This is a genomic window from Sulfuricella denitrificans skB26, assembly GCF_000297055.2.
GTDB lineage: Bacteria > Pseudomonadota > Gammaproteobacteria > Burkholderiales > Sulfuricellaceae > Sulfuricella > Sulfuricella denitrificans.
Genome location: NC_022357.1, coordinates 2,835,789 through 2,855,689 on the forward strand (window position 1 = coordinate 2,835,789; position 19,901 = coordinate 2,855,689).

The window sequence follows — 19,901 nt, forward strand, 5'->3', positions numbered from 1 at the left end:
ACTCAACCTTATTCTTCGGGGTTAATCGTTTCAGCTGCCAGCCATTCGAAATAAGCAGGCAAGCCGGCGGTAATTGGGACTGCGATAATTTCGGGAAGTTCGTAAGGGTGACACTGACGTATGGTTTTTTCAACCTTGCCGTAATGCGCCCTCAGTGTTTTAATTAACAGTGTGATCTCCTGCGCGGATTCAATGCGGCCTTGCCAGCGATAGACCGACTCGCATGGCGCGAGAATGTTGACGCAGGCCGCAAGCCGTTCCTCCACCAGTCTTCCAGCCAGCCGCTGTGCGGCTTCCCGGTCCGGCAAGTTGGTGATCACCAATATTGCTTCCATTTAAGGCCCCATACATGCGTACCTTGCTAATTCCGCTCATTCTACTCGGTTTCCCGGCCCTGGAGATTTATGTCCTGGTCGAGCTATCTGGAGTTGTCGGCTGGTGGCTGCTGCCCTGGCTGCTGTCGAGTGCGATAGTCGGCGGCTGGCTGGTGCGAGAGGCCGGCGCCATGCTGCCGTTGCGCCTGCTCGCTGCCCTGCAGTCAGGCCATTCCCTCAGCCTCTCTCTATTGATCGGTTTCCGCACCGTGCTGGCAGGACTCCTGTTGATCTTCCCCGGCATTATCAGCGATTTTCTGGCCCTGATTCTGCTACTCCTGCCTCACCCCAAGGTAAACATGCCGAATGCGGCCAACGACGACGTGATCGATGGCGAATGGACGCGGGTCAACGAGCACGACAAGCTACGTTAGCCCTTCCCAGCCCATTGCGCATGCCAGAAAGCCAGCCCAACGTTGTTTGGCGAAAAACAACAAATGATAGCATCGTGCGCAACACCCTGTGTTTACAGTAATATTTAATTTAAAATCAAATGAAAACACGAAAACAGACCGCAAAGTCAGAGCAGCAGTGATGAGCATCGTTGAAGAGGCCATGCGCCGGTTAGGTGCAGCACAGCAAAACGACTCGCAGCCGGAAAGTGAAATGCCGGCCCCACCGCCCTCCCCAGAAAAACCGGTTTGGCCTAAACTGCTGGTTGCCGGAGGGGTGGGCTTTGTACTGGGTGCAGGAACTGCCAGTACGCTGTTGACCCCTGTCAGCACCCCCATTGCTTCAACCCGGCAAACACAAGAAATAACAAAGCCAGTCCAACCCGCCTATATTGCGAGCAGCCCCAACACTGAAGAGGATAGCCGGCAACAAGTGAAGCTCTTCGTGGATAGCTGGGTCAAGGCATGGTCTGAGCAAAACCTGGACAATTATCTGTCCGCCTACGCACCAGAATTTGAACCTCCAGGTGGCCTTACCCGTTCAGATTGGGAAAAACAGCGCCGTAAACGGCTAGGCAAATACCACAAAATCGAGATCAAGCTTTCAGGTCTGACGGCCCTCTCGAAAGGAGACACTGCAACTGTTGAGTTCGTTCAATCCTTCAATGCAGATGGCTTCTCCGAAACCGGATTGCACAAGCATCTCGAACTCAGGCGGCAAGGCGAACGATGGTTGATCATGAAGGAAATCAGCCGCAAGGAATAACATTAAGTACGCGCTCGCCGCCTCATCGACTCATCATCACTCGCATGACAGGCCCGATGTGATCAGCCTGCCTGCCCATGCGCGAGCGGCAACCGGCGCAACGCGCCAGGTTTTTCCCGCCCCGCGCTGCTGCTATCGCCATAGACTCCTCGGGCACTGATAAAAACCAAGCGCTGTGGTACACTATTCCGATTTGCTCAGCGGCACCAGAAGGTTACGGCTGCGCTAGTTAACGCGACCTCCTTCAGAGGTGTTGAAAATTCACGATTGAGTGAGCAGGCGACCGGCATTTGGCTGAATCTTGCCGCGTCATTCATATCGCCTCATAAGGAACGAATCCGGCAGCGCGATATCGTCGCAGTCCACCATCAACAATCGTTGCCGCATGGCACAGGTTTACCGAGTCGGCTAAAAAAGCCACTTTAATCTAGAGGAAGTACGCATGTCACACAAATTGACGATCATGCCGAGCAATCACTCGGTGACGGTCATGGAAGGCGAGACCATCCTGGAAGCAGCACTACGAGAGGGTCACACGCTACCTTACGGCTGCCGCAACGGCGCATGCGGCGCATGCAAAGGTAAGATTCTGGAAGGTACAGTCGATTATGGCGACTATCAGGACCATGCATTGAATGAACCTGAAAAGCTCGCGGGAATGGCGCTGTTCTGCTGCGCTGAACCCAAAACTGACGTAGTAATAGAAGTGCATGAAGTCACCGATACACAGGATATTCCGGTCAAAATCATGCCGTGCAAAGTGGAAAAAATCGAGACGCCGGCGGAAGATGTCGCAGTGCTCTACCTCAAGCTGCCGGCCAATGAACGCCTGCAGTTCCTGGCCGGCCAATATATCGACATCCTGCTCAAGGACGGTGCACGCCGCGCCTACTCCCTCGCCAACGCACCCCATGACGACAGTTTTTTGCAGTTGCATATCCGCCGCGTCCCGGGAGGCAGTTTCAGCGATCTGGTGTTCACGCAAATGCATGAGAAAGCCCTCCTGCGCTTTGAAGGCCCATTGGGCACCTTCTTTTTGCGCGAAGACAGCGACAAGCCGATTCTCCTGCTTGCCAGCGGCACCGGCTTCGCCCCGGTCAAGGCCATACTCGAGCATGCCTTCCACCACGGCATCAAGCGTCCGATCACCTTCTACTGGGGCGCCCACAACTTGAGCCACCTGTATATGCTGGATCTGCCAAAAAAATGGGAACAGGAACACGCCAATTTCAAGTTTGTGCCGGTGCTGTCCGAACCCTCACCGGAAGACCACTGGAAAGGCAGAACCGGTTTCCTGCACGAGACAGTGCTGGAAGATTACGCCGATCTGGAAAACTACCAGGTCTACGCCTGCGGTGCGCCCGTGATGGTGGAAGCGGCACACCAGGCCTTGACCACGCAGCGCAAACTGCCGAACGAAGAGTTTTATTCCGACGCATTTACTTTCAGCAAACCCAAAGCCAAGGCGTGATTCGACGGAATAGCTTGCGGGATTGTTGAGCCTGAAATTCGCCATAATGTTTCAATCCAAAAAATTCAGATGCAAGCCACAGAGATAATGCGGGTTATGCTTATTTCCCAAGATCACCGGACGAGTGAAGCCAATATTTACAACAGCACATTGGCTTTTCTCTGTGAACTCCGTGTTCTCTGTGGCTAACTGCTTTTTTAAGATTCAATCGCCATGACCCAGCACGCCATTTGCGCCACCATTCCCGATGCAGCCATTGATACCGCCGAGATCAATATCCGCGATATTCTGACGCTTGCGATCGAATACCAGCCCATGCAATCCGCAATAGTCGTCTGGGATGGGCAATGCGATCTTGCGATTGCGCTCACCGAGGCCTACCGACGCAACCTCCCCGACGCCATCTTCATCGACTTCAACAGTACCGCACCCGAAGCTGTGTGTGCGGCATTTGATCGACTCGTGTCCAGCGATCTGGTGGTGCTGATCCAGTCCACCAGCTTTCGGTTGAATGCGTATCGCATACGAGTTGAGCTTTTCAAGAAATCGCTCAAAGTTATCGAGCACCCGCATTTATCACGCATGCCAGGCGCGGAATCTGTGCTTTATATCGAGTCGCTGGCTTACGATCCCGCTTATTTCCGTGGTGTGGGCAACGCCTTGAAAGCACGTTTGGACAGGGCGCAAGTAGGCGTCATCGATAGCGATGGCGAGCAACTGGTATTTGCAGCAGGATTTGAGTCGGCCAAACTCAACGTTGGCGACTACCGCACCATGCTGAATGTCGGGGGGCAATTCCCCATCGGCGAAGTTTTCACCGAATCCAATGATCTGGAAGCGGCGAATGGCCGTGTGCGCATTGCTATTTTTGGGGATACATCATTCACGGTCAACAAGCCCGCTCAGCCGATCACTTTGGTTATCAGCAAAGGTCGAGTAATCGAAGCCATCGACTCTACGCCCGAATTCGATCAGGTTCTCGCCAACATTCGCGCCGACGAAGGCGAAATCTGGGTGCGCGAACTGGGTTTGGGCATGAACCGCACTTTCACACAAGACAGAGTCGTCAGCGATATCGGCACCTATGAACGCATGTGTGGCATCCACCTGTCGCTAGGCGCCAAACATGGCATCTACAACAAGCCCAACATCAGAAGGGCTGCGGCAAGACATCATGTGGATGTGTTTGCCGTGACAAAAAAAGTCATCCTGGATAACGAGGTGATTTATCAAGACGGCGCCTGGCTGCCTCTCCATACCATCTAGCTGTGCGGTGTCAGATTAAGTTGGAGCATATATGCCATCAACGTCAGAAGGAGGATTGACCCTGAAAGCGACCATCAATCAGCTCCGCTGTTGCAGCAGCACCATGCTCTCGCGGTAATGCTTGCCGGCTTCTTCGGCGCGGCCGATTTTCTCCAGCAAGTGCGCCAGTTCCAGGTGCGTCCCGGCGTTGGCTTCGATGCTCAGGCTGGCGTCCAGATAGCTCTGCGCCTTGCCCCACAATTCCTGCTTTGCGCATAGCCGGCCCAGTGTTTGCAGCAACGCAGCATCCTGAGGATGCCGCTTGAGCCAGTTCTCGGCGCGTTCGATCTGCTTCAGCGTGTCCTTGCCCAGACATTCGCCATACAATCTGACCAAATCGCTGTCCCACTGAGTTTCCAGGCTATCGGTCAGGATGGTCAGCGCGATCTGGCACTCGCGGAAGACCATAAAACTTTGCGCCGCGGCCAGCGCGATCTTGCTGTTGGTCTTGTCAGCACTGGGAATCTTCTGCCAGTAATCGCGCAGGCCGGCCAAATCCTGCTGCTTCCGTTTCAGATTTTCCTGGTGCGCACCAATTTTTTGCTGCGCGGCCTGGATCGGGTCTATTGCTTCACGTTTCTCCAACTGGGCGATCAGCAGCAGTACTTGATCCCAATTTTTGGCCTGCAACTGCGCCTTCAATTCCAGCCGCAATGCCGCAAGATTTTTTCGTGACGTGGTCTGCAATTCCTTCAGGGACTGCAGCGCCTGCTGGAAATTGCGTTGATCGAGCAATAATTCAGCCCGAGTCATCAGGCGTGGCTCCGGCCGATCCGATCCTACTTCCTCAGCTTGCACCAGATAGCTGTCGCGGCGATCGTAAGCCTTCAGTTCATGGGCTGCATGTGCTGCCAGCAAGGCGTTGGCCAGAGGTGCTTCATGCGAATCCAGCGCAATGTTGGCAAACTTTTCGGCCTTGGCATAGCGCCCTTCGTAAAAGAACAATAGCGCGTCATCCATCGCCTCGCGCGCCTTGTCGCGCCTCCGCTCTTGGCGGAAGGCACGCACATAGGCGGGCAGGTTCAAGGTATGCACCGCCAGACGCACCGCCACATAGCCTGCAGCAAAAAATGCCAGCAACAGCGTCACAAAAAGGTTGAGAGACAGCTCGATCCGATACGGGGAATAAACCAGCAGCACGTAACCGGCATTGTGTTTGGCGGCCAGCATCAGCGCCACCGCCGCGGCCAGGATAGCCAGAATCCAGAACAGCGTCTTCACTTGATTCCCGACCTTTCGCGCACCAGTTTATTGTTACGCACCGCATTCAGGCTGGTGGAAATATCCGGCATCTCGATACTCAGCGGGCCAGTGGCAAGCTGCTTGAGAATGCCAAGCGCGGTCTGGGTCGGCTTTGCCTTGACGTCGAAATAACGGCGCAGCCAGGCTTCAGCTGCTTTCAGGTCAGCTTTGTAGGTAACTTCATCGTGCCGCAACAAGGCGATGCGCGCCGACAAAAAACGTAACCGCAGATTTTCCCGCAGGAAATAGGCCTGCGGCGGAGAAAGCAGTGGCGCATCAGGGTTTTCCATATTCTGGATACGAACCAGTTGTTTCATGTCCAGCCAGATTTCTCGTCCCAACTTGGCCAAAGGCGCCTCATCACCGCCCGCTTTCGTCGCCACCTTGTCAGCCGGCAGTTCGCTGCCGATCACCAACGGCAAATCGTCCACCATGTTGGCTAGACTGTCGAGGCGCAGACTGTGTCCGACCACATCAATCGCCGGCAATGCCTGAAGGCGTTCAATATCCGCAACGATCGCCTTGCGCAGGCCGATGAACTGCGGCTTGTCGAGCCGCTGCAAACGGCTATCGGCGGTTTGTAGCGCGATCAATGCGGCCTTGGGATTGCCGGCAAGCTGCAGTTGCTGGCTGGCAATCAGTAGAATCTGCTCGATCTCGGCCAGCACCCATTCGTCGCGGTTACGCGACAGCTCCTGGTAAAGAGATTCCAGCGCCACCTGCTGGTTCTGTGATTCGGCCAGCTTCTGCTCCAGCATGCCGAGCTTGACCATCGCCTGGCGGGATTCCTCCTGCGCCCGCGCCGCAACGATCTGGCTTTCCTTGTTGCGGCTGTCGGATTCGGCCAGGCGACGGCCCAGATTCTGCTCGAGAACATTACCGTGCTGCCGACTGTCCAGCCATTGCCAGCCGATCAGAACTAGCGCCACGACCCCCACCGCCAACCCGAGATTGAAACGGGATACCCTCGCCGGAGCCGGCCTTGTCTGTGCCGGCACCGGCATTTCCTCTTGCCTGTCCTGTGTATTCTCGCTCATGCCCGCTCTCTAGTTTTTTCCCGCCACTCGATCAAACCCCTCAGCAAGCCTTCATCACCCGCAGGGGTAACATGAACCTGCTCGGCCCCCAACTCGCGCGCCACCTCGGCAATATTTTCATGGAACACAAACAGCGGCGTCTTTTTCAGCCATTGTTGCCCAAGTTTGCCCACCAGATCAAACAGATTGCGCATACTCTCGCCGCTAGTCGCAATTATTGCGTCTATTTCACCGCGCACCCACTGCTTAAGCAGCAGGCCGACATCCCCGCTAACGGGCTTTCCGCGCCGGTAACACTCAACCATGGTGAGTTCGGCGCCACGCCGGACCAACTCGTCGCCCAACAGTTCGCGTCCACCTTCACCGCGAAAAATCACCACCCGCTTACCTGCCATATCCTGTAATTCTGGCAATGCCAGCAACGCTTCACTATCGAAACGGCCTTTAGGCACGAGTACGCCTTCGCAACCAAAACGCTGCAGCTCTTTCCCGCTGCCCTTACCCACCGCCGCAGAGCGCAAGCTTTGTGGCCAGCTTCGCTTTGCCCGAATCTGGTTCATCGCCTTGTTAACCGCATTGGGGCTGATGAAAATCGCCAGGTCGAACTGTTCCAGCCGGTCGATCACCTTAGACAAGGGTCCCATATCCTGCGCATCGAAAATTTCCAGTGTGGGGAACAGGATCGCCCTGCCGCCGGCGCGCTCGATCAGCTCAGCCAGGTTTCCCGCCTGATGCGCCGGTCGGGTCACCACCACACCGACATTTTCCAGCGGTTTCATCCCCGGCAGGCTCCTAGTGTTCGAGTTCCGCCAGTATCTTGTCCGCACCCATACCGATCAAGCGCTGCGCCAGTTCCTTGCCAATCTGTTCCGCCTCATCAGGTTTGCCTGACACTTCCGAACGCACCACACGCACGCCATCGACACTGGACACGAAGCCGCGCAAGCGGAGCACGCCATCGGCTATTTCGGCAAAGCCGCCCAGTGGCACCTGGCAACTTCCCGCCAAGGCGCGGCTCATCGCGCGCTCCGCCGTGACGCAGGCGGCGGTATCGGTATGATTGAGCGACGCCAGCAAGGCAATCAGATCGTCGTCCCCGGCTCGGCACTCGATGCCAATCGCGCCTTGCCCCACCGCCGGCAGACTCTGTTCGGGGGGCAGCAGCGAAGTAATGCGATCGCCCAGGCCAAGGCGCTTCAGCCCCGCCGCAGCGAGAATAATCGCAGCGTACTGACCTTCATCCAGCTTGCGCAAACGGGTTTGCACGTTGCCGCGCAACGACTCGATTTTCAGTGCCGGAAAACGCGCCTGTATCTGGCACTGGCGACGCAAACTGGAAGTACCGACCACGCTGCCCGGCGGCAATTCTTCCAGATTTTTGAACTGGTTGGACACGAAAGCATCGCGCGGATCCTCGCGTTCGCCGATGGCAGCGAGAACAAATCCCTCCGGCATCACCATCGGCACGTCCTTCAACGAGTGCACCGCGATATCAGCACGTCCTTCCTGCATCGCCTGCTCCAGTTCCTTGACGAACAATCCCTTGCCGCCGATCTTCGACAAGGTCTTATCCAGAATCTGGTCACCGGTCGTGGTCATGCCGAGGATTATTATCTCGATTTGTGGATATAATGCTTGCAGTTGCTGTCTGATATGGTGAGCTTGCCACATCGCCAGCGCGCTTTCTCGCGTCGCAATGGTAATCTGCGTAATACTGGCGTCTGTATTGTCCGAGTGAGTTTTCAACGAATTTCCCAAGGCAAAGATTACATAATGAACATTAAGCTGGCCAACGGCCTATTGGTGATTATTTTAGCATGGTTCACCGCCGCCGGCGTGCACGCCGAGGATAGCGCCGAGGTGCCGATTGCCCACAACCTTGCCGCCGATGCCCAGGAAGCTAAAACCAGGGGTGTGCCGATCATGCTGGTCTTCGGCAGCCGCAACTGCACCTTTTGCCTGATACTCAACCGGGATTTCCTGCAGCCGATGCGGCGCAATCCGGAATACGAAGCCAAAGTCATGATGCGGCGTATCGACATTACGTCCAACTTGGCACTTCGTGGCTTTTCCGGCAAGACCACCACCCAAGCGGGCTTCGGCAAAGAAAATGGTATCAAACTAACTCCTACCATCAAGTGGTTTGACTCGGAAGGCCACGAACTGACTGAACCGCTGATCGGCCTTACCACGCCAGATTACTACGGCGGCTTTCTCGACCAGCGCATCGATGCAGCCCTCGCCAAAGTACGCGGCAAAAGTTAGTCAGCTGCGTCCGAATTCCTTGACGATGTGCTGCTGCCGCCGGCTGATCGGCAACCTTTCGGCAATCCCGTTCAGCACCACCACCCAGCCGGATTGGGCTTCGCCGGAATCATCCTGCGCCTGACGCTCGAAGCCCTCGACATAAGCCTTCGCCACCAGACAGTTGCGGTGGATGCGCACAAAGCGCCGATCGAACTCCTGCTCCAGGTGGCTTAAGGATTCCTCCACCAGATACTCGCGCTCGGCTGTTCTGACCGTGACGTATTTGAGTTCGGCACGCAGGTAGACAATCTCTTCCACCGGGACCAGAACAATCCGGTTTCTTTCGTACACACTCAAATTCGTCCTGCCCTGCGGCGCCAAGCCGCGCAATGCCTCCACGCTACCGGCCACCAGCGCCTTCGCCTTGAACAGCGCGGCAAGCAGGCGTTCGGCCCGCACCGGCTTGAGCAGGTAATCGATCGCGTTTACCTCGAAAGCCTGGACGGCGTAATGATCGTAAGCAGTGACGAAAATGACGGCGGGGGGTTGGGGCAGGCACTGCATGTGCTGCGCCGCCTCGATGCCATCCATGCCTGGCATGCGGATATCGAGCAGCACCACGTCCGCCGGACTTTGCGCCAGGAACTCCAGCGCCTCATTCCCGTTCGCCGCCTCCCCCACCAGTTCCAGCGACTGGCTGGCGGCGCAATCCTGCAACAGCTCCTTGAGCCGGCTACGGGCTGGCGCTTCGTCATCCACAATCAGCACGCGCAGGGCTTCAGACATTTTTTTCGCTCACATAGGGCACGACGATGTGGACCTGGTAGCTGCTGTCGTTCACTTTCGTCATCAGCGTGGCTTCCGCGTCGAAATGCAGCTCCAGGCGCTCGCGGATGTTCGCGAGTGCCATCTTATTGCCGGAATGGTGGCCTCCATCTCTCTGATAGGGATTGACCAGCACCAGATGCACCTGGTCACGGGCGCGGTAAATGTTGATCACGATTTCACCCGGCTCGGTGCAGGGCTCGATCCCGTGATAAACCGCATTCTCCAGCAAGGGCTGAAGTAAAAGCGGCGGAATCAATGCATCACCCGGCATTTTTTCCACGTGCCAGACCACTTTCAGCCGCTCCCCCAGGCGCAGATGCTCCAGTTCCAGATACTGGCGGCACAGCGCTACTTCTTTTTCCAACGGCGCCAACTGCCGATTGTCGGCCATCAGCACTCGAAACAGGTCAGCCATATCCTCCAGCGCCCGCTCGGCCTGTTTCGGGTCAGAACGAATCAGACTGAGTACCGCATTGATACTGTTGAACAGGAAATGCGGGCGGATACGCGCCTGCAACGCCTGCAACCGGGCTTCGCTGATCGCCGGCGAGAAGGCCCGGCTGCGCAAGTGAAAGTAGCCCAGCAGCACGCCGCTGACCAGAATGGCAAACAGCCAGTGGCGTTCGAGCGCACCGAGATCAGCATCGAACAAACGCTGGCTGAAGAGATGCACCAGCGTGCTCAGCGCCACCTCCAGCAGCAGCACTGCGGCCACGCCAACACGATAAGGCAGGCGTGACAGAACGCCACGGCCAAGGCAAAGGCAAAGCAGGGACAGCAGCAGTACCGGTTGCACCAGTACGGAGAGATCCATCAGCTCCCGCCACATTCCGTCGTAGCTGGGCGCTTTCAGCATCGCCGCGACCACGCTCATTCCGTCGACGACAAACAGGATGCGCAGCATGATGCCGAGATTGCAGAAGTTTGGCAGCGCCACCCCGGCCATGCCGGAGGGCGGTATCGCAGCCCCTGTGGGAGCAGGCGGATTTTGCTTTATACTTGTCATTTTCGAATTTTGGTCAAGGCGGCAACGATATGCAACAAAAATCCTCGGCGACGGGTAAAGTCTGGTCGGGCAGATTCAGCGAACCGGTCGCGGAACTGGTCAAGCGTTATACCGCTTCGGTTGAATTCGACCAGCGTCTGGCAGAATTCGACATTCAGGGCTCGCTCGCCCACGCTTCCATGCTCGAATCCTGCGGCATCATCGCCGCGGATGACCTTGCGTCTATCCGCAAGGGCCTCGCCCAGATCCTGGATGAAATCCGTGCCGGCCAGTTCGAATGGCTGCTCGACCTGGAAGACGTCCACCTGAATATCGAAAAGCGCCTCACCGCCCTGATAGGCGAAGCCGGCAAGCGACTGCACACCGCCCGCTCGCGCAACGACCAGGTCGCCACCGACGTACGCCTGTGGCTGCGCGCCTCCATCGATGAACTGCTGGCCTTGATCAAGGGCCTGCAACTAGCCCTGCTCGATCTGGCGGAACAGCACGTCGATACTGTCATGCCCGGCTTTACGCATTTGCAGGTCGCCCAGCCGGTTACTTTCGGCCATCATCTCATGGCCTACTTCGAAATGCTCAAGCGCGATGCCGAGAGAATGCGCGACTGTCGCACGCGCGTCAACCGTCTGCCGCTCGGCGCAGCTGCGCTGGCTGGCACCAGCTTCCCGATCGACCGGGAAATGGTGGCGCGGGAGCTGGGCTTCGACGGGGTCTGCGAAAACTCGCTCGACGCTGTTTCCGATCGCGACTTCGCCATCGAATTCACGGCTGCCGCTGCGCTGATCATGACCCATCTGTCGCGCCTGTCGGAAGAGTTGATTCTGTGGATGAGCCCGCGTGTCGGCTTCATCGACATCGCCGACCGCTTCTGCACCGGCTCCTCGATCATGCCGCAGAAAAAAAATCCGGACGTGCCCGAACTGGTGCGCGGCAAAACCGCCCGCGTCACCGGCCATTTGATGGCGCTGCTGACCCTGATGAAATCCCAGCCCCTGGCCTACAACAAGGACAACCAGGAAGACAAGGAACCGCTGTTCGACACCGTGGATACGCTCACCGCCACGCTGCGCATCTACGCCGACATGATGGGCGGCATCACGGTAAACAAGGAAGCCATGCGCCAGGCCGCATTCCAGGGCTATGCCACCGCCACCGACCTGGCCGACTACCTGGTGAAAAAAGGCCTGCCTTTCCGCGATGCCCACGAAGTCGTCGCCCTCGCCGTGCGCCACGCGGAAGGCAAGCGTTGCGACCTGAGTGAACTTTCCCTGGATAAACTGCTCGAATTCTCACCTTTGATCACCGACGACGTATTCGCCGTGCTCACCCTGGAAGGCTCGCTGAACAGCCGCAACCACATCGGCGGCACCGCGCCACAGCAAGTCAGGTCCGCCATCCAGCGTGGCCGAAAATTTATCGAGACCCTCTGAAAATGCAAATACCCATGCCACAGAAAAAAATTATCCCCATCATCCCCCATAACGAAGGGCCAGAAATAGCCGATGAAACCACTGCCTGCTCCAGCGCCGAACCCTACGCGCTGATGGTGCTGGGCGACAGCATGTTGCCCGAATTCGAAGAAGGCGAAATCATCATCATCGAACCGGAAGGTCTGGCGCACAACGGCTCCTACGTTGTTGCCTGGCACAAGGATGAATACATCTTCCGCCAGCTGGTGCAACACAGTGACCGCTGGTACCTGAAACCCCTCAACGACCTGTACCCCACTGATGAAGTGCCAGGGCTGGAAGTAGTGAAGGGGGTAATCACGCAGAAAAAGAAACCGGGCAAGCGGAGTTCGATGAAGTCTTACTAGTTAGTGTTCGGGGTTTGGCTGCCTGATAACGACATTGATGACGCCATCTACGCCAGTCAGACCATCCTGTGCTTTGTGGGCATTGCCCTCAATCGCGAAGCCACCCCAACGCAAGCACAAGCCACAAGATTCAAACTAAATGCGTCAACGTTTAAAGGCTGGAAAAACCGATTCGAATGCCTTGTGGCTGAGCTTTGCCATGGCCGGCGAATCTAGCGTTGAGCGTAATACACTCTAATTTCCCTACCGTGTTTTAGCTCCCCTTCAATTACATTCGTTTAAAAAATGGCCCTCATGGGCCGAAATACTCAATTATCTGCAATCTTGCTGCCACATTCCTCGGTTAAGGTGGCGTCGCAGACCCCTCGGGTCGCTGCATCTGTCATTGATCTGGCGGATTGACGAATAGTCCATTCTGCCTATGCAAAACTTTTCCTGACTCGAATTTCTGTAACAAACTTTCCTTAGAGTACGTGACGCTGCACAGAAATCTGCGTTCCATCCTAACGTCTCAATACTTGAAGGAAATGAAAATGCATCACTCTGTTCGTAAACTGGTCGCCGCCGCCGTGGCCACGACCTTCACCCTATCTGGCGTAGCTCCGGCCTTTGCCGCTGAACCGGTGGTACAGGGTCCGGAGTCGGTATCCGACTGGTGGAATGCCGGTCAGGCTTTTGTTGCCGATAGCAAGAAGCTCCACGCCAACAGGCACCACGCCAAGAACGTAATCCTCTTCGTTGGCGACGGCATGGGAATTTCCACCGTTACCGCCTCACGCATCCTGGAAGGCCAGATGAAGGGCGCCACGGGCGAGGAAAACCGCCTGTTCTTCGAAACGCTTCCTTATGTCGCCCTGTCCAAGACCTATTCCTGGGATCAGCAGACTTCCGACTCCGCACCCACCATGACCGCCATGGTCACCGGCTACAAGACGCGTGAAGGCATGCTGTCGGTTGACCACACTACTGCTCGCGGCGAATGTGATGCCGCCGTGGTTGCGGCAAAATCCCTGCCCACCATTCTCGAGCAAGCCGCTGCAGCCGGCAAGGCCACGGGTATCGTCTCTACCGCCCGTATCACTCATGCCACCCCGGCTGCAACCTACGCCCATACCCCGGTGCGCGACTGGGAATCCGATGCCAACCTGCCCGCAGGTTGTGGCGTGAAAGATATCGCCCGCCAGTTGATCGAAGCCTCCCCCGCCGTGAAAAGCAGCCTGAAAGTCGTGCTGGGCGGTGGCCGCGATTACTTCCGCATGAACACCCAGCTCGACCCCGAGTACACCACCAAGAAGGGTTTGCGTAAGGATGGCCGCGACCTGACCGCCGAATGGGTCAGCACCCGTAATGTTATTGCCTCTGGCGCTCAGTATGTCTGGGACAAAGCTGGGTTTGAAGCTGCCAACCCGGCCTCCACCCCCTTCCTGCTGGGTCTGTTCGAGCGTTCACACGCCCAGTACGAGGCAGATCGGGCTACGGATACGGCTGGCGAACCTTCTTTGACCGAGATGACCGCTAAGTCCATCGAGATGTTGAAAAAGAGCAAACGGGGTTTCTTCCTGCATGTTGAAGGTGGCCGTATCGACCATGCTCACCATGCCGGCAACGCCAAGCGCGCCATGCTGGATACCATCGAGTTCGCCAAGGCCGTGAAGATGGCCTACGACATGACCGATCCGGAAGAGACGCTGATCATCGTGACGGCTGACCATAGTCACACCTTCACCATTGCCGGATACCCGCACCGCGGCAACAATATCCTCGGTCTGGTGAAGGAAGTTCCTTCTGTGGATGGCAATGCGCCGGTGAATTCCGTGGACAAACTGGGTTTGCCCTACACCACTCTGGGCTATGCCAACGGCCCTGGCTGGCGTGATGCCGTCGCCACCGGCCAGAAGCGTCCTGACCTGAGCGCTGAGGACACCAACGCACTGGGCTTCTTGCAGGAATCTGCCGTACCCCTCGGTTCCGAGACTCATGCGGGTGAAGACGTGCCCGTCTATGCCAGCGGACCTGATGCTTATCTGGTACATGGTTCCATGGAGCAGAACTGGATCTACCACGTGATGAAGGAAGCTTTTCAGTTACATGACAAGAAGGATTAATTCCCACTTCTTGATGGAAACTCGTTTTCCCATGTAGTAACCGGGGCTCGTACGCCCCGGTTTTTTTCATTTTTAGAGAGCGCCATGAAAACCCAATTTGTCTCCCTGTTCCTGTTGAGCACCCTTTCCATTGCGGCTGTCGCCGCAGACCACAACCATCCTGACAATGAGCCGCAGAAACCCGTTTCCAGTGTGGCCGAAAAGGTATCGATGCCATCCCTGGCGGCGCGTTTCGAACTGCACACGGTTGGCCGCGGCGCCGACTGGTTCATGATCCGTGAACCGCAACGCATCGTCACCTTCAATACCGGCAGCCGCCAGGGCGAGGTATGGGCCCGCGACGAGCAAGGCCGGATCGAATACACCCGAGTGTTTGCGGAAGACCGGAAAATCCTTGATTACACCGACGGTCAGTTGAAGACGCTCCACATGACGCCGAACTGGGCGCAGCTAGCCTCCATCCTCAGCCCGGAATCCATCGCCAAACTGCACAAAACCGGCGAACGCAAAGTAATGGGACAGCGCGCCCTGATCCTGGAAGGCAATGTCGATGGCGTTCGTACCCGCCTGTGGTGGCTGCCGGCGCTTCAGCTTCCCGCCCGCCTCGAACGGGGTCGTGGCAAAACAGCCACCCAGCTGGTGTTGCGTGAGCTCTACAAGACCCCTCCGGCGGCTTGGAACTGGGCCGAAGAATCGGTACTCGGCGCCTATGACAAGCTGGATGCAACCGACCTGGGCGACATGGAGTACGACCCCTTCGTCCAGAAAGTAATGCGGCAGGATGGCCATCATCACGGGCATGATAGCTAGTGTTCGAATCCCATTAACAACCTTAAGGAAGGCTGATTTATTTGTCATTAAATCAGCGCTTCTCTAAAACGGTTCACTGCCGTTTTAGAGTTCAATTGGATAAGCCCACTGTCATGCCGTGGATCTCACCTGCGTCCCCATTACGAATAAAAATTGATGGGTGGGGCTGTGACTGTCTTCCTCCACAGCTAAACCTAGCGCTGCCAGCAACACAATTGTCGCTCAGCGCCACCGAGAACAGTGGCGCACTTCCAAATCGAATCCTAAATGTAATAAAACTGTCACATGGCACGGCTATATTGTCACCATTCCTGCACCCAGCAGACAAGCTCCGAATTCACCTTAATATTTTGAAAAATAAATTGATTATTAGAAAAGAATCTCCCACACGATGCATCCGCAGCGGTGGATTTACCTTGCTGGAGCTCCTCGTGGTCATGGTTATTATCGGATTGCTCGCCGGTTACGTGGGGCCGAAATACTTCGCCCAAATCGGCAAATCAGAGATAAAAACTGCCAAGGCGCAGATCAATGCGCTCGGCAAAGCCCTGGACCAGTACCGGCTCGACACCGGCCACTATCCATCCACTTCGCAAGGGCTGTCCGCACTCACAGCCCAACCCTCCGGTGAAACAAAATGGGATGGCCCCTACCTGCAAAAAAACACCGTGCCTCCAGACCCCTGGAGCAAGCCTTACATTTACAAGCAACCTGGAGAGCATGGCGACTATGACCTACTGTCGTACGGCCATGATGGACAGCCCGGAGGGACGGGAGAAGCAGCAGACATCACCAACTGGTAGCTGACATGCGCTACGAAGTTAAGGCCTTAAGGGATGGAGATATCGTCGCCAAACTCGCTCTGGATGCGACGAATGCACAGGATGCACGCACCCAGGCCCGTGAGCAGGGCTACGAGGTACTCTCCGTCCGATCGCTCGGAGGCTTGCATCTCTCGCTCGAAAGCCGGCAAGAAAAATTCCCGCTGCTGCTCTTCAGCCAGGAACTCCTGGCCCTGCTCAATGCGGGCCTCAGCCTCATGGAGGCGATACAAACACTGGCAGTCAAGGAAACCCGTCCAGATGCCCGCAAAGTTCTCGACCAGGTTATTGCCGGGCTCTATGAGGGCCGCAATCTGTCCGCAGCACTGGAACGCTTTCCGACCGCTTTTCCAGCGCTCTATGTGGCCACGGTCAGGGCCAGCGAACGTTCGAGCGGTTTACCGGAAGCCTTGTCGCGCTACGTCGAGTACCAATCCCAGCTCGACCTGGTACGCAAGAAACTCATCAGCGCTTCGATTTATCCGGTCCTGCTGATCTCGGTGGGACTGCTGGTCACGCTGTTCCTGTTGATCTACGTGGTGCCCAAATTCAGCAAGATTTACCAGAGCGTGGGAACAGACCTGCCTTTCCTGTCGAAGCTGCTGATTCAATGGGGATCATTGCTAGAAAAGAACGGCCTGCTTCTCGCCATCGCCACCGCCAGCATCATCGGCGCGGGCATTTACTGGCTGCGCCGGCCTGCAACACGAAAATGGATCGTCTCGATGTTGTGGCTGATTCCGCAACTGGGAGAACGCATGAAAATTTATCAGCTCGCACGCTTTTACCGGACGCTAGGAATGCTCTTGCGCGCCGGCCTCCCTATCGTGACCGCCATGGAAATGGCCGCCGGCCTGCTACCGCCAGTCCTGCAGGCTCCGCTTGCAGGCGCGGCGCTAAACATCAGCGAGGGCCGTCCGGTTTCCCACGCTATGGAGGCCAACCAACTGACGACGCCGGTAGCCCAAAGAATGCTTCTGGTCGGCGAACGCACCGGCAAGATGGGCGAAATGATGGACAACATCGCCGCCTTCTACGACAACGAGATGGCGCGTTTTGTGGAATGGTTCACGCGCCTGTTCGAGCCGCTGTTGATGATCGTCATCGGCCTGATCATAGGCCTGATCGTGATCCTCCTTTATATGCCGATTTTTGAACTTGCAGGGAACATCCAGTGAGCGAAACTACAGTGGCGAACGAATCTGCCCTGAAAATCACCCCTTCGCTATTGCGGGAAGCGAGGATCGATGCCGCCCGGACAAACCTGCGCATGGTGGAGATCCTGGAAGAAAAAACCGGGTTGGCACCGCCGGAGTTCGTTATGGCGCTGGCCCATACGCTGAACTATCCCGTGCTGTCCATGGAAGACCTGAACCGCCTGACCCCGGCGTTTGACATCTTGCCCTTCACGCTGGCGCAGCAAAAAGATTGCATCGCCTTTCGCGACCATGAAGGAAAATTGTTGCTCGCAATCGGCGACCCTTACAACCAGACCGTACAGGACTGGGTTGAAGAAACAATCCGCGTGCCTTTTGCTGGATACCTTGCCCACTATGCCGATCTTGCCGCATGTCTGACCCAGCAGGAAGAATCGCTGCGGGCGATGGATGGCGTGCTGGGCGAAGAAAACAAGGAAACCGGCAGCCGTTCCGGCATCGAAGATCTATCCCTCAAGGCGATCAGCGAAGATACCAGCCCGGTCGTCAAACTGGTGCGCTCGACGCTCTACGATGCACTGAAAATGGGCACCAGCGATATCCATCTGGAAAAAACCCCAACCGGACTGGCCATCCGCTACCGCATCGACGGGGTGCTGACGACGGTGGGCGAGATCTCCGGAAGCGATCTCGCCGAACAGGTTATTTCCCGCATCAAGGTCATGTCGGAACTCGATATCTCGGAACGGCGGACGCCGCAGGATGGGCGTTTCAAGGTTTCGGCCCAGGGACGGGACGTGGACTGCCGGGTTTCCATCATGCCCAGCATTTTCGGCGAGGATGCGGTGCTGCGGATCCTCGACAAGGAAGCGCTGTCCGACCATATGCGGGGCTTGCGTCTCGACTATATCGGCTTCGATGCCGATTCGCTGACGCGCTTGCGGCGCCTGTGCAACGAACCTTACGGCATGGTCCTGGTGACCGGCCCGACCGGCAGCGGAAAAACCACCACGATCTATGCCGCCATTTCCGAAATCAACCATGGTCTCGACAAGATCATCACCATTGAGGATCCGGTCGAATACCAGCTGCCCGGGGTGCTCCAGATTCCGGTTAATGAAAAGAAAGGCCTCACGTTTGCGCGCGGCCTGCGTTCCATACTGCGGCATGACCCGGACAAAATCATGGTCGGAGAAATCCGCGACTCGGAAACCGCCCAGATCGCCGTGCAGGCCGCCCTGACTGGCCACCTGGTCTTTACCACCGTACACGCCAACAACGTGTTCGACGTCATCGGCCGCTTCCTCCACATGCAAGTGGACCCTTACAACTTTGTCGCCGCCATGAACGGCATTCTGGCGCAGCGTCTGGTCAGGATGAGCTGTCCCCACTGCGCCGAACCGGTACAGCCAGATCAGGAACTACTGGCGCTTTCTGGCCTCGCCGATATGGATGTGACCTCTTACCGCTTCAAAGCGGGCAAGGGTTGCGGCCAATGCCGCGGCTCGGGATACAAGGGGCGCAGGGCGATCGGAGAATTGCTCAATCTCAATGACGAAATCCGCGAAATGATCGTTGCCAGAGAGCCCATCCGCCATCTCAAGGAGGCCGCACGTCGCAACGGCACGCGATTCCTGCGGGATGCAGCGCTGGACTTAGTGGCGACAGGAGAAACCACCCTGCAGGAGATAAACCGTGTCACCTTTGTGGCGTGATCAGATCCGTATCGGCCTGAGCCCCTCGCATGTCGCATTGTTGCGCTTCGGCAAAGGCCTGAAACCGCGGCTCACGGCAAAAGTCGCGGTGGCATGTCCGACCGGTGCCGACGCTACGCCCTGGAGCAGCGCGCTGACGGCGCTGGACGGCCTGCTCAGCAAGCCGGAGTGGCAGCATGCCGATGCCAGCGTGGTGGTTTCCAACGGCTTTGCCCGCTTTCAGCTGTTGCCCTGGAACGAGGACATCGCCGGCGAAGAAGAGCAACGCTCGTTTGCGCGCCACAAGCTGGCCACAGTCTATGGTGACAGCAGCGAATGGGAAATACGCATTGCCGAAGGTAACGCCGGCACGGAAAACCTGGCATGCGGCATGCGACTCAAGCTGCTCGACTCGATCACGGCCTGCTGCAACAAGCATGGCGTCCGGCTACGCTCGTTGCAACCCTATCTGATGGCCGCCTACAACCGTGTCCGTTCAGAACTGGCGCAAGGGAATATCTGGTTCGCCGTGACCGAACCAGAGCGCGTATGCGTCATGCGCCTGGATAACGGCGCATGGCGGAGCATCCACTGCCGCTCGCTGGCGACTGACAATCCGCTCGCCGCGCTGGTGACCGTGCTCGAACGCGAACAGCAGCTGGCCGGACTGGATCCGCAAACGGACACAACCGTCCTGTACGCACCCGGCATAAGCGCTGCCAGCCTGGCCGCCATCAGCAAAACGAAATTCAAACTGGTTGCTCCTTCTTCTGAATCCAACCCCGACTGGCGCAGCGATCCCCAGTTCGCCATGGCCGCGAGCGCTTGAG

The 19,901-nt window shown here is 57.0% G+C and carries 20 protein-coding genes; 13 read left to right on the forward strand and 7 right to left on the reverse strand.

The window, feature by feature from the left end:
- Nucleotides 1-8: 8 nt before the first annotated feature.
- The gene (gene cutA, locus SCD_RS13805) at nt 9-335 is read right to left on the reverse strand and encodes a divalent-cation tolerance protein CutA (RefSeq protein WP_009207450.1); all 327 of its coding nucleotides are present in this window, start codon (nt 333-335) and stop codon (nt 9-11) included.
- 14 nt (nt 336-349) lie between these two features.
- Here cutA and SCD_RS13810 point away from each other — a divergent pair, with 14 nt between their 5' ends.
- The 4 genes from SCD_RS13810 to SCD_RS13825 all read left to right on the forward strand — a co-directional run bounded on the left by SCD_RS13810 (nt 350) and on the right by SCD_RS13825 (nt 4,269).
- Nucleotides 350-748, forward strand: a complete 399-nt coding sequence (locus SCD_RS13810) for an FxsA family protein (protein ID WP_009207449.1) — start codon at nt 350-352, stop codon at nt 746-748.
- Nucleotides 749-908: 160 nt separating this feature from the next.
- Entirely contained in the window at nt 909-1,532 is a 624-nt protein-coding gene (locus SCD_RS15915) for a YybH family protein (RefSeq protein ID WP_009207448.1), read from the forward strand.
- Between the two features lie 442 nt (nt 1,533-1,974).
- Complete coding sequence (locus SCD_RS13820) at nt 1,975-3,003, forward strand: CDP-6-deoxy-delta-3,4-glucoseen reductase (protein ID WP_009207447.1); 1,029 nt, start codon at nt 1,975-1,977, stop codon at nt 3,001-3,003.
- A gap of 213 nt (nt 3,004-3,216) precedes the next feature.
- Complete coding sequence (locus SCD_RS13825) at nt 3,217-4,269, forward strand: M29 family metallopeptidase (RefSeq protein WP_009207446.1); 1,053 nt, start codon at nt 3,217-3,219, stop codon at nt 4,267-4,269.
- 78 nt (nt 4,270-4,347) lie between these two features.
- On the opposite strand, the gene SCD_RS13830 is transcribed toward SCD_RS13825, so the two are convergent.
- Genes SCD_RS13830 through hemC form a run of 4 tightly spaced genes read right to left on the reverse strand, consistent with a single transcriptional unit; the run spans nt 4,348 to nt 8,258 of the window.
- On the reverse strand, nt 4,348-5,529 hold the full coding sequence (locus tag SCD_RS13830; protein WP_009207445.1) for a heme biosynthesis protein HemY: 1,182 nt from the start codon (nt 5,527-5,529) through the stop codon (nt 4,348-4,350).
- Complete coding sequence (locus tag SCD_RS13835) at nt 5,526-6,587, reverse strand: uroporphyrinogen-III C-methyltransferase (protein ID WP_009207444.1); 1,062 nt, start codon at nt 6,585-6,587, stop codon at nt 5,526-5,528. The genes SCD_RS13830 and SCD_RS13835 overlap by 4 nt, the downstream gene beginning before the upstream one ends.
- On the reverse strand, nt 6,584-7,366 hold the full coding sequence (locus tag SCD_RS13840; RefSeq protein WP_009207443.1) for a uroporphyrinogen-III synthase: 783 nt from the start codon (nt 7,364-7,366) through the stop codon (nt 6,584-6,586). Before SCD_RS13840 ends, SCD_RS13835 begins: the two co-directional genes overlap by 4 nt.
- 13 nt (nt 7,367-7,379) lie before the next feature.
- Nucleotides 7,380-8,258: a hydroxymethylbilane synthase gene (hemC, locus tag SCD_RS13845; RefSeq protein ID WP_148290790.1), complete on the reverse strand. Its 879-nt coding sequence runs from the start codon at nt 8,256-8,258 to the stop codon at nt 7,380-7,382.
- 102 nt (nt 8,259-8,360) lie between these two features.
- On the opposite strand from hemC, the gene SCD_RS13850 reads away from it, so the two are divergent.
- Nucleotides 8,361-8,852: a thioredoxin family protein gene (locus tag SCD_RS13850; protein ID WP_009207441.1), complete on the forward strand. Its 492-nt coding sequence runs from the start codon at nt 8,361-8,363 to the stop codon at nt 8,850-8,852.
- On the opposite strand, the gene SCD_RS13855 is transcribed toward SCD_RS13850, so the two are convergent.
- Together SCD_RS13855 and SCD_RS13860 are read right to left on the reverse strand one after the other, a co-directional pair.
- Nucleotides 8,853-9,620: a LytR/AlgR family response regulator transcription factor gene (locus SCD_RS13855; RefSeq protein ID WP_009207440.1), complete on the reverse strand. Its 768-nt coding sequence runs from the start codon at nt 9,618-9,620 to the stop codon at nt 8,853-8,855.
- Nucleotides 9,613-10,608, reverse strand: a complete 996-nt coding sequence (locus SCD_RS13860) for a sensor histidine kinase (RefSeq protein ID WP_009207439.1) — start codon at nt 10,606-10,608, stop codon at nt 9,613-9,615. Before SCD_RS13860 ends, SCD_RS13855 begins: the two co-directional genes overlap by 8 nt.
- An 89-nt stretch (nt 10,609-10,697) precedes the next feature.
- On the opposite strand from SCD_RS13860, the gene argH reads away from it, so the two are divergent.
- From argH to SCD_RS13900, 8 genes are all read left to right on the forward strand, one after another.
- Nucleotides 10,698-12,098, forward strand: coding sequence for an argininosuccinate lyase (gene argH / locus SCD_RS13865; protein WP_009207438.1), 1,401 nt, complete (start codon nt 10,698-10,700; stop codon nt 12,096-12,098).
- Nucleotides 12,099-12,112: 14 nt separating this feature from the next.
- Nucleotides 12,113-12,484, forward strand: coding sequence for a LexA family protein (locus SCD_RS13870; protein ID WP_009207437.1), 372 nt, complete (start codon nt 12,113-12,115; stop codon nt 12,482-12,484).
- A gap of 533 nt (nt 12,485-13,017) precedes the next feature.
- Nucleotides 13,018-14,589 carry an alkaline phosphatase gene (locus SCD_RS13875; RefSeq protein ID WP_009207435.1) on the forward strand — a complete coding sequence of 524 codons (1,572 nt, stop codon included), beginning with the start codon at nt 13,018-13,020 and terminating at the stop codon, nt 14,587-14,589.
- An 84-nt stretch (nt 14,590-14,673) separates the two neighbouring features.
- Nucleotides 14,674-15,399: a hypothetical protein gene (locus SCD_RS13880; RefSeq protein ID WP_009207434.1), complete on the forward strand. Its 726-nt coding sequence runs from the start codon at nt 14,674-14,676 to the stop codon at nt 15,397-15,399.
- 365 nt (nt 15,400-15,764) lie between these two features.
- Complete coding sequence (gspG, locus tag SCD_RS13885; protein WP_232504464.1) at nt 15,765-16,202, forward strand: type II secretion system major pseudopilin GspG; 438 nt, start codon at nt 15,765-15,767, stop codon at nt 16,200-16,202.
- Between the two features lie 5 nt (nt 16,203-16,207).
- Complete coding sequence (locus SCD_RS13890) at nt 16,208-17,398, forward strand: type II secretion system F family protein (protein ID WP_009207432.1); 1,191 nt, start codon at nt 16,208-16,210, stop codon at nt 17,396-17,398.
- On the forward strand, nt 17,395-19,092 hold the full coding sequence (locus tag SCD_RS13895) for a GspE/PulE family protein (protein ID WP_009207431.1): 1,698 nt from the start codon (nt 17,395-17,397) through the stop codon (nt 19,090-19,092). The genes SCD_RS13890 and SCD_RS13895 overlap by 4 nt, the downstream gene beginning before the upstream one ends.
- Nucleotides 19,073-19,900, forward strand: a complete 828-nt coding sequence (locus tag SCD_RS13900) for a hypothetical protein (protein WP_009207430.1) — start codon at nt 19,073-19,075, stop codon at nt 19,898-19,900. The genes SCD_RS13895 and SCD_RS13900 overlap by 20 nt, the downstream gene beginning before the upstream one ends.
- The last annotated feature ends 1 nt before the right edge of the window (nt 19,901 follow it).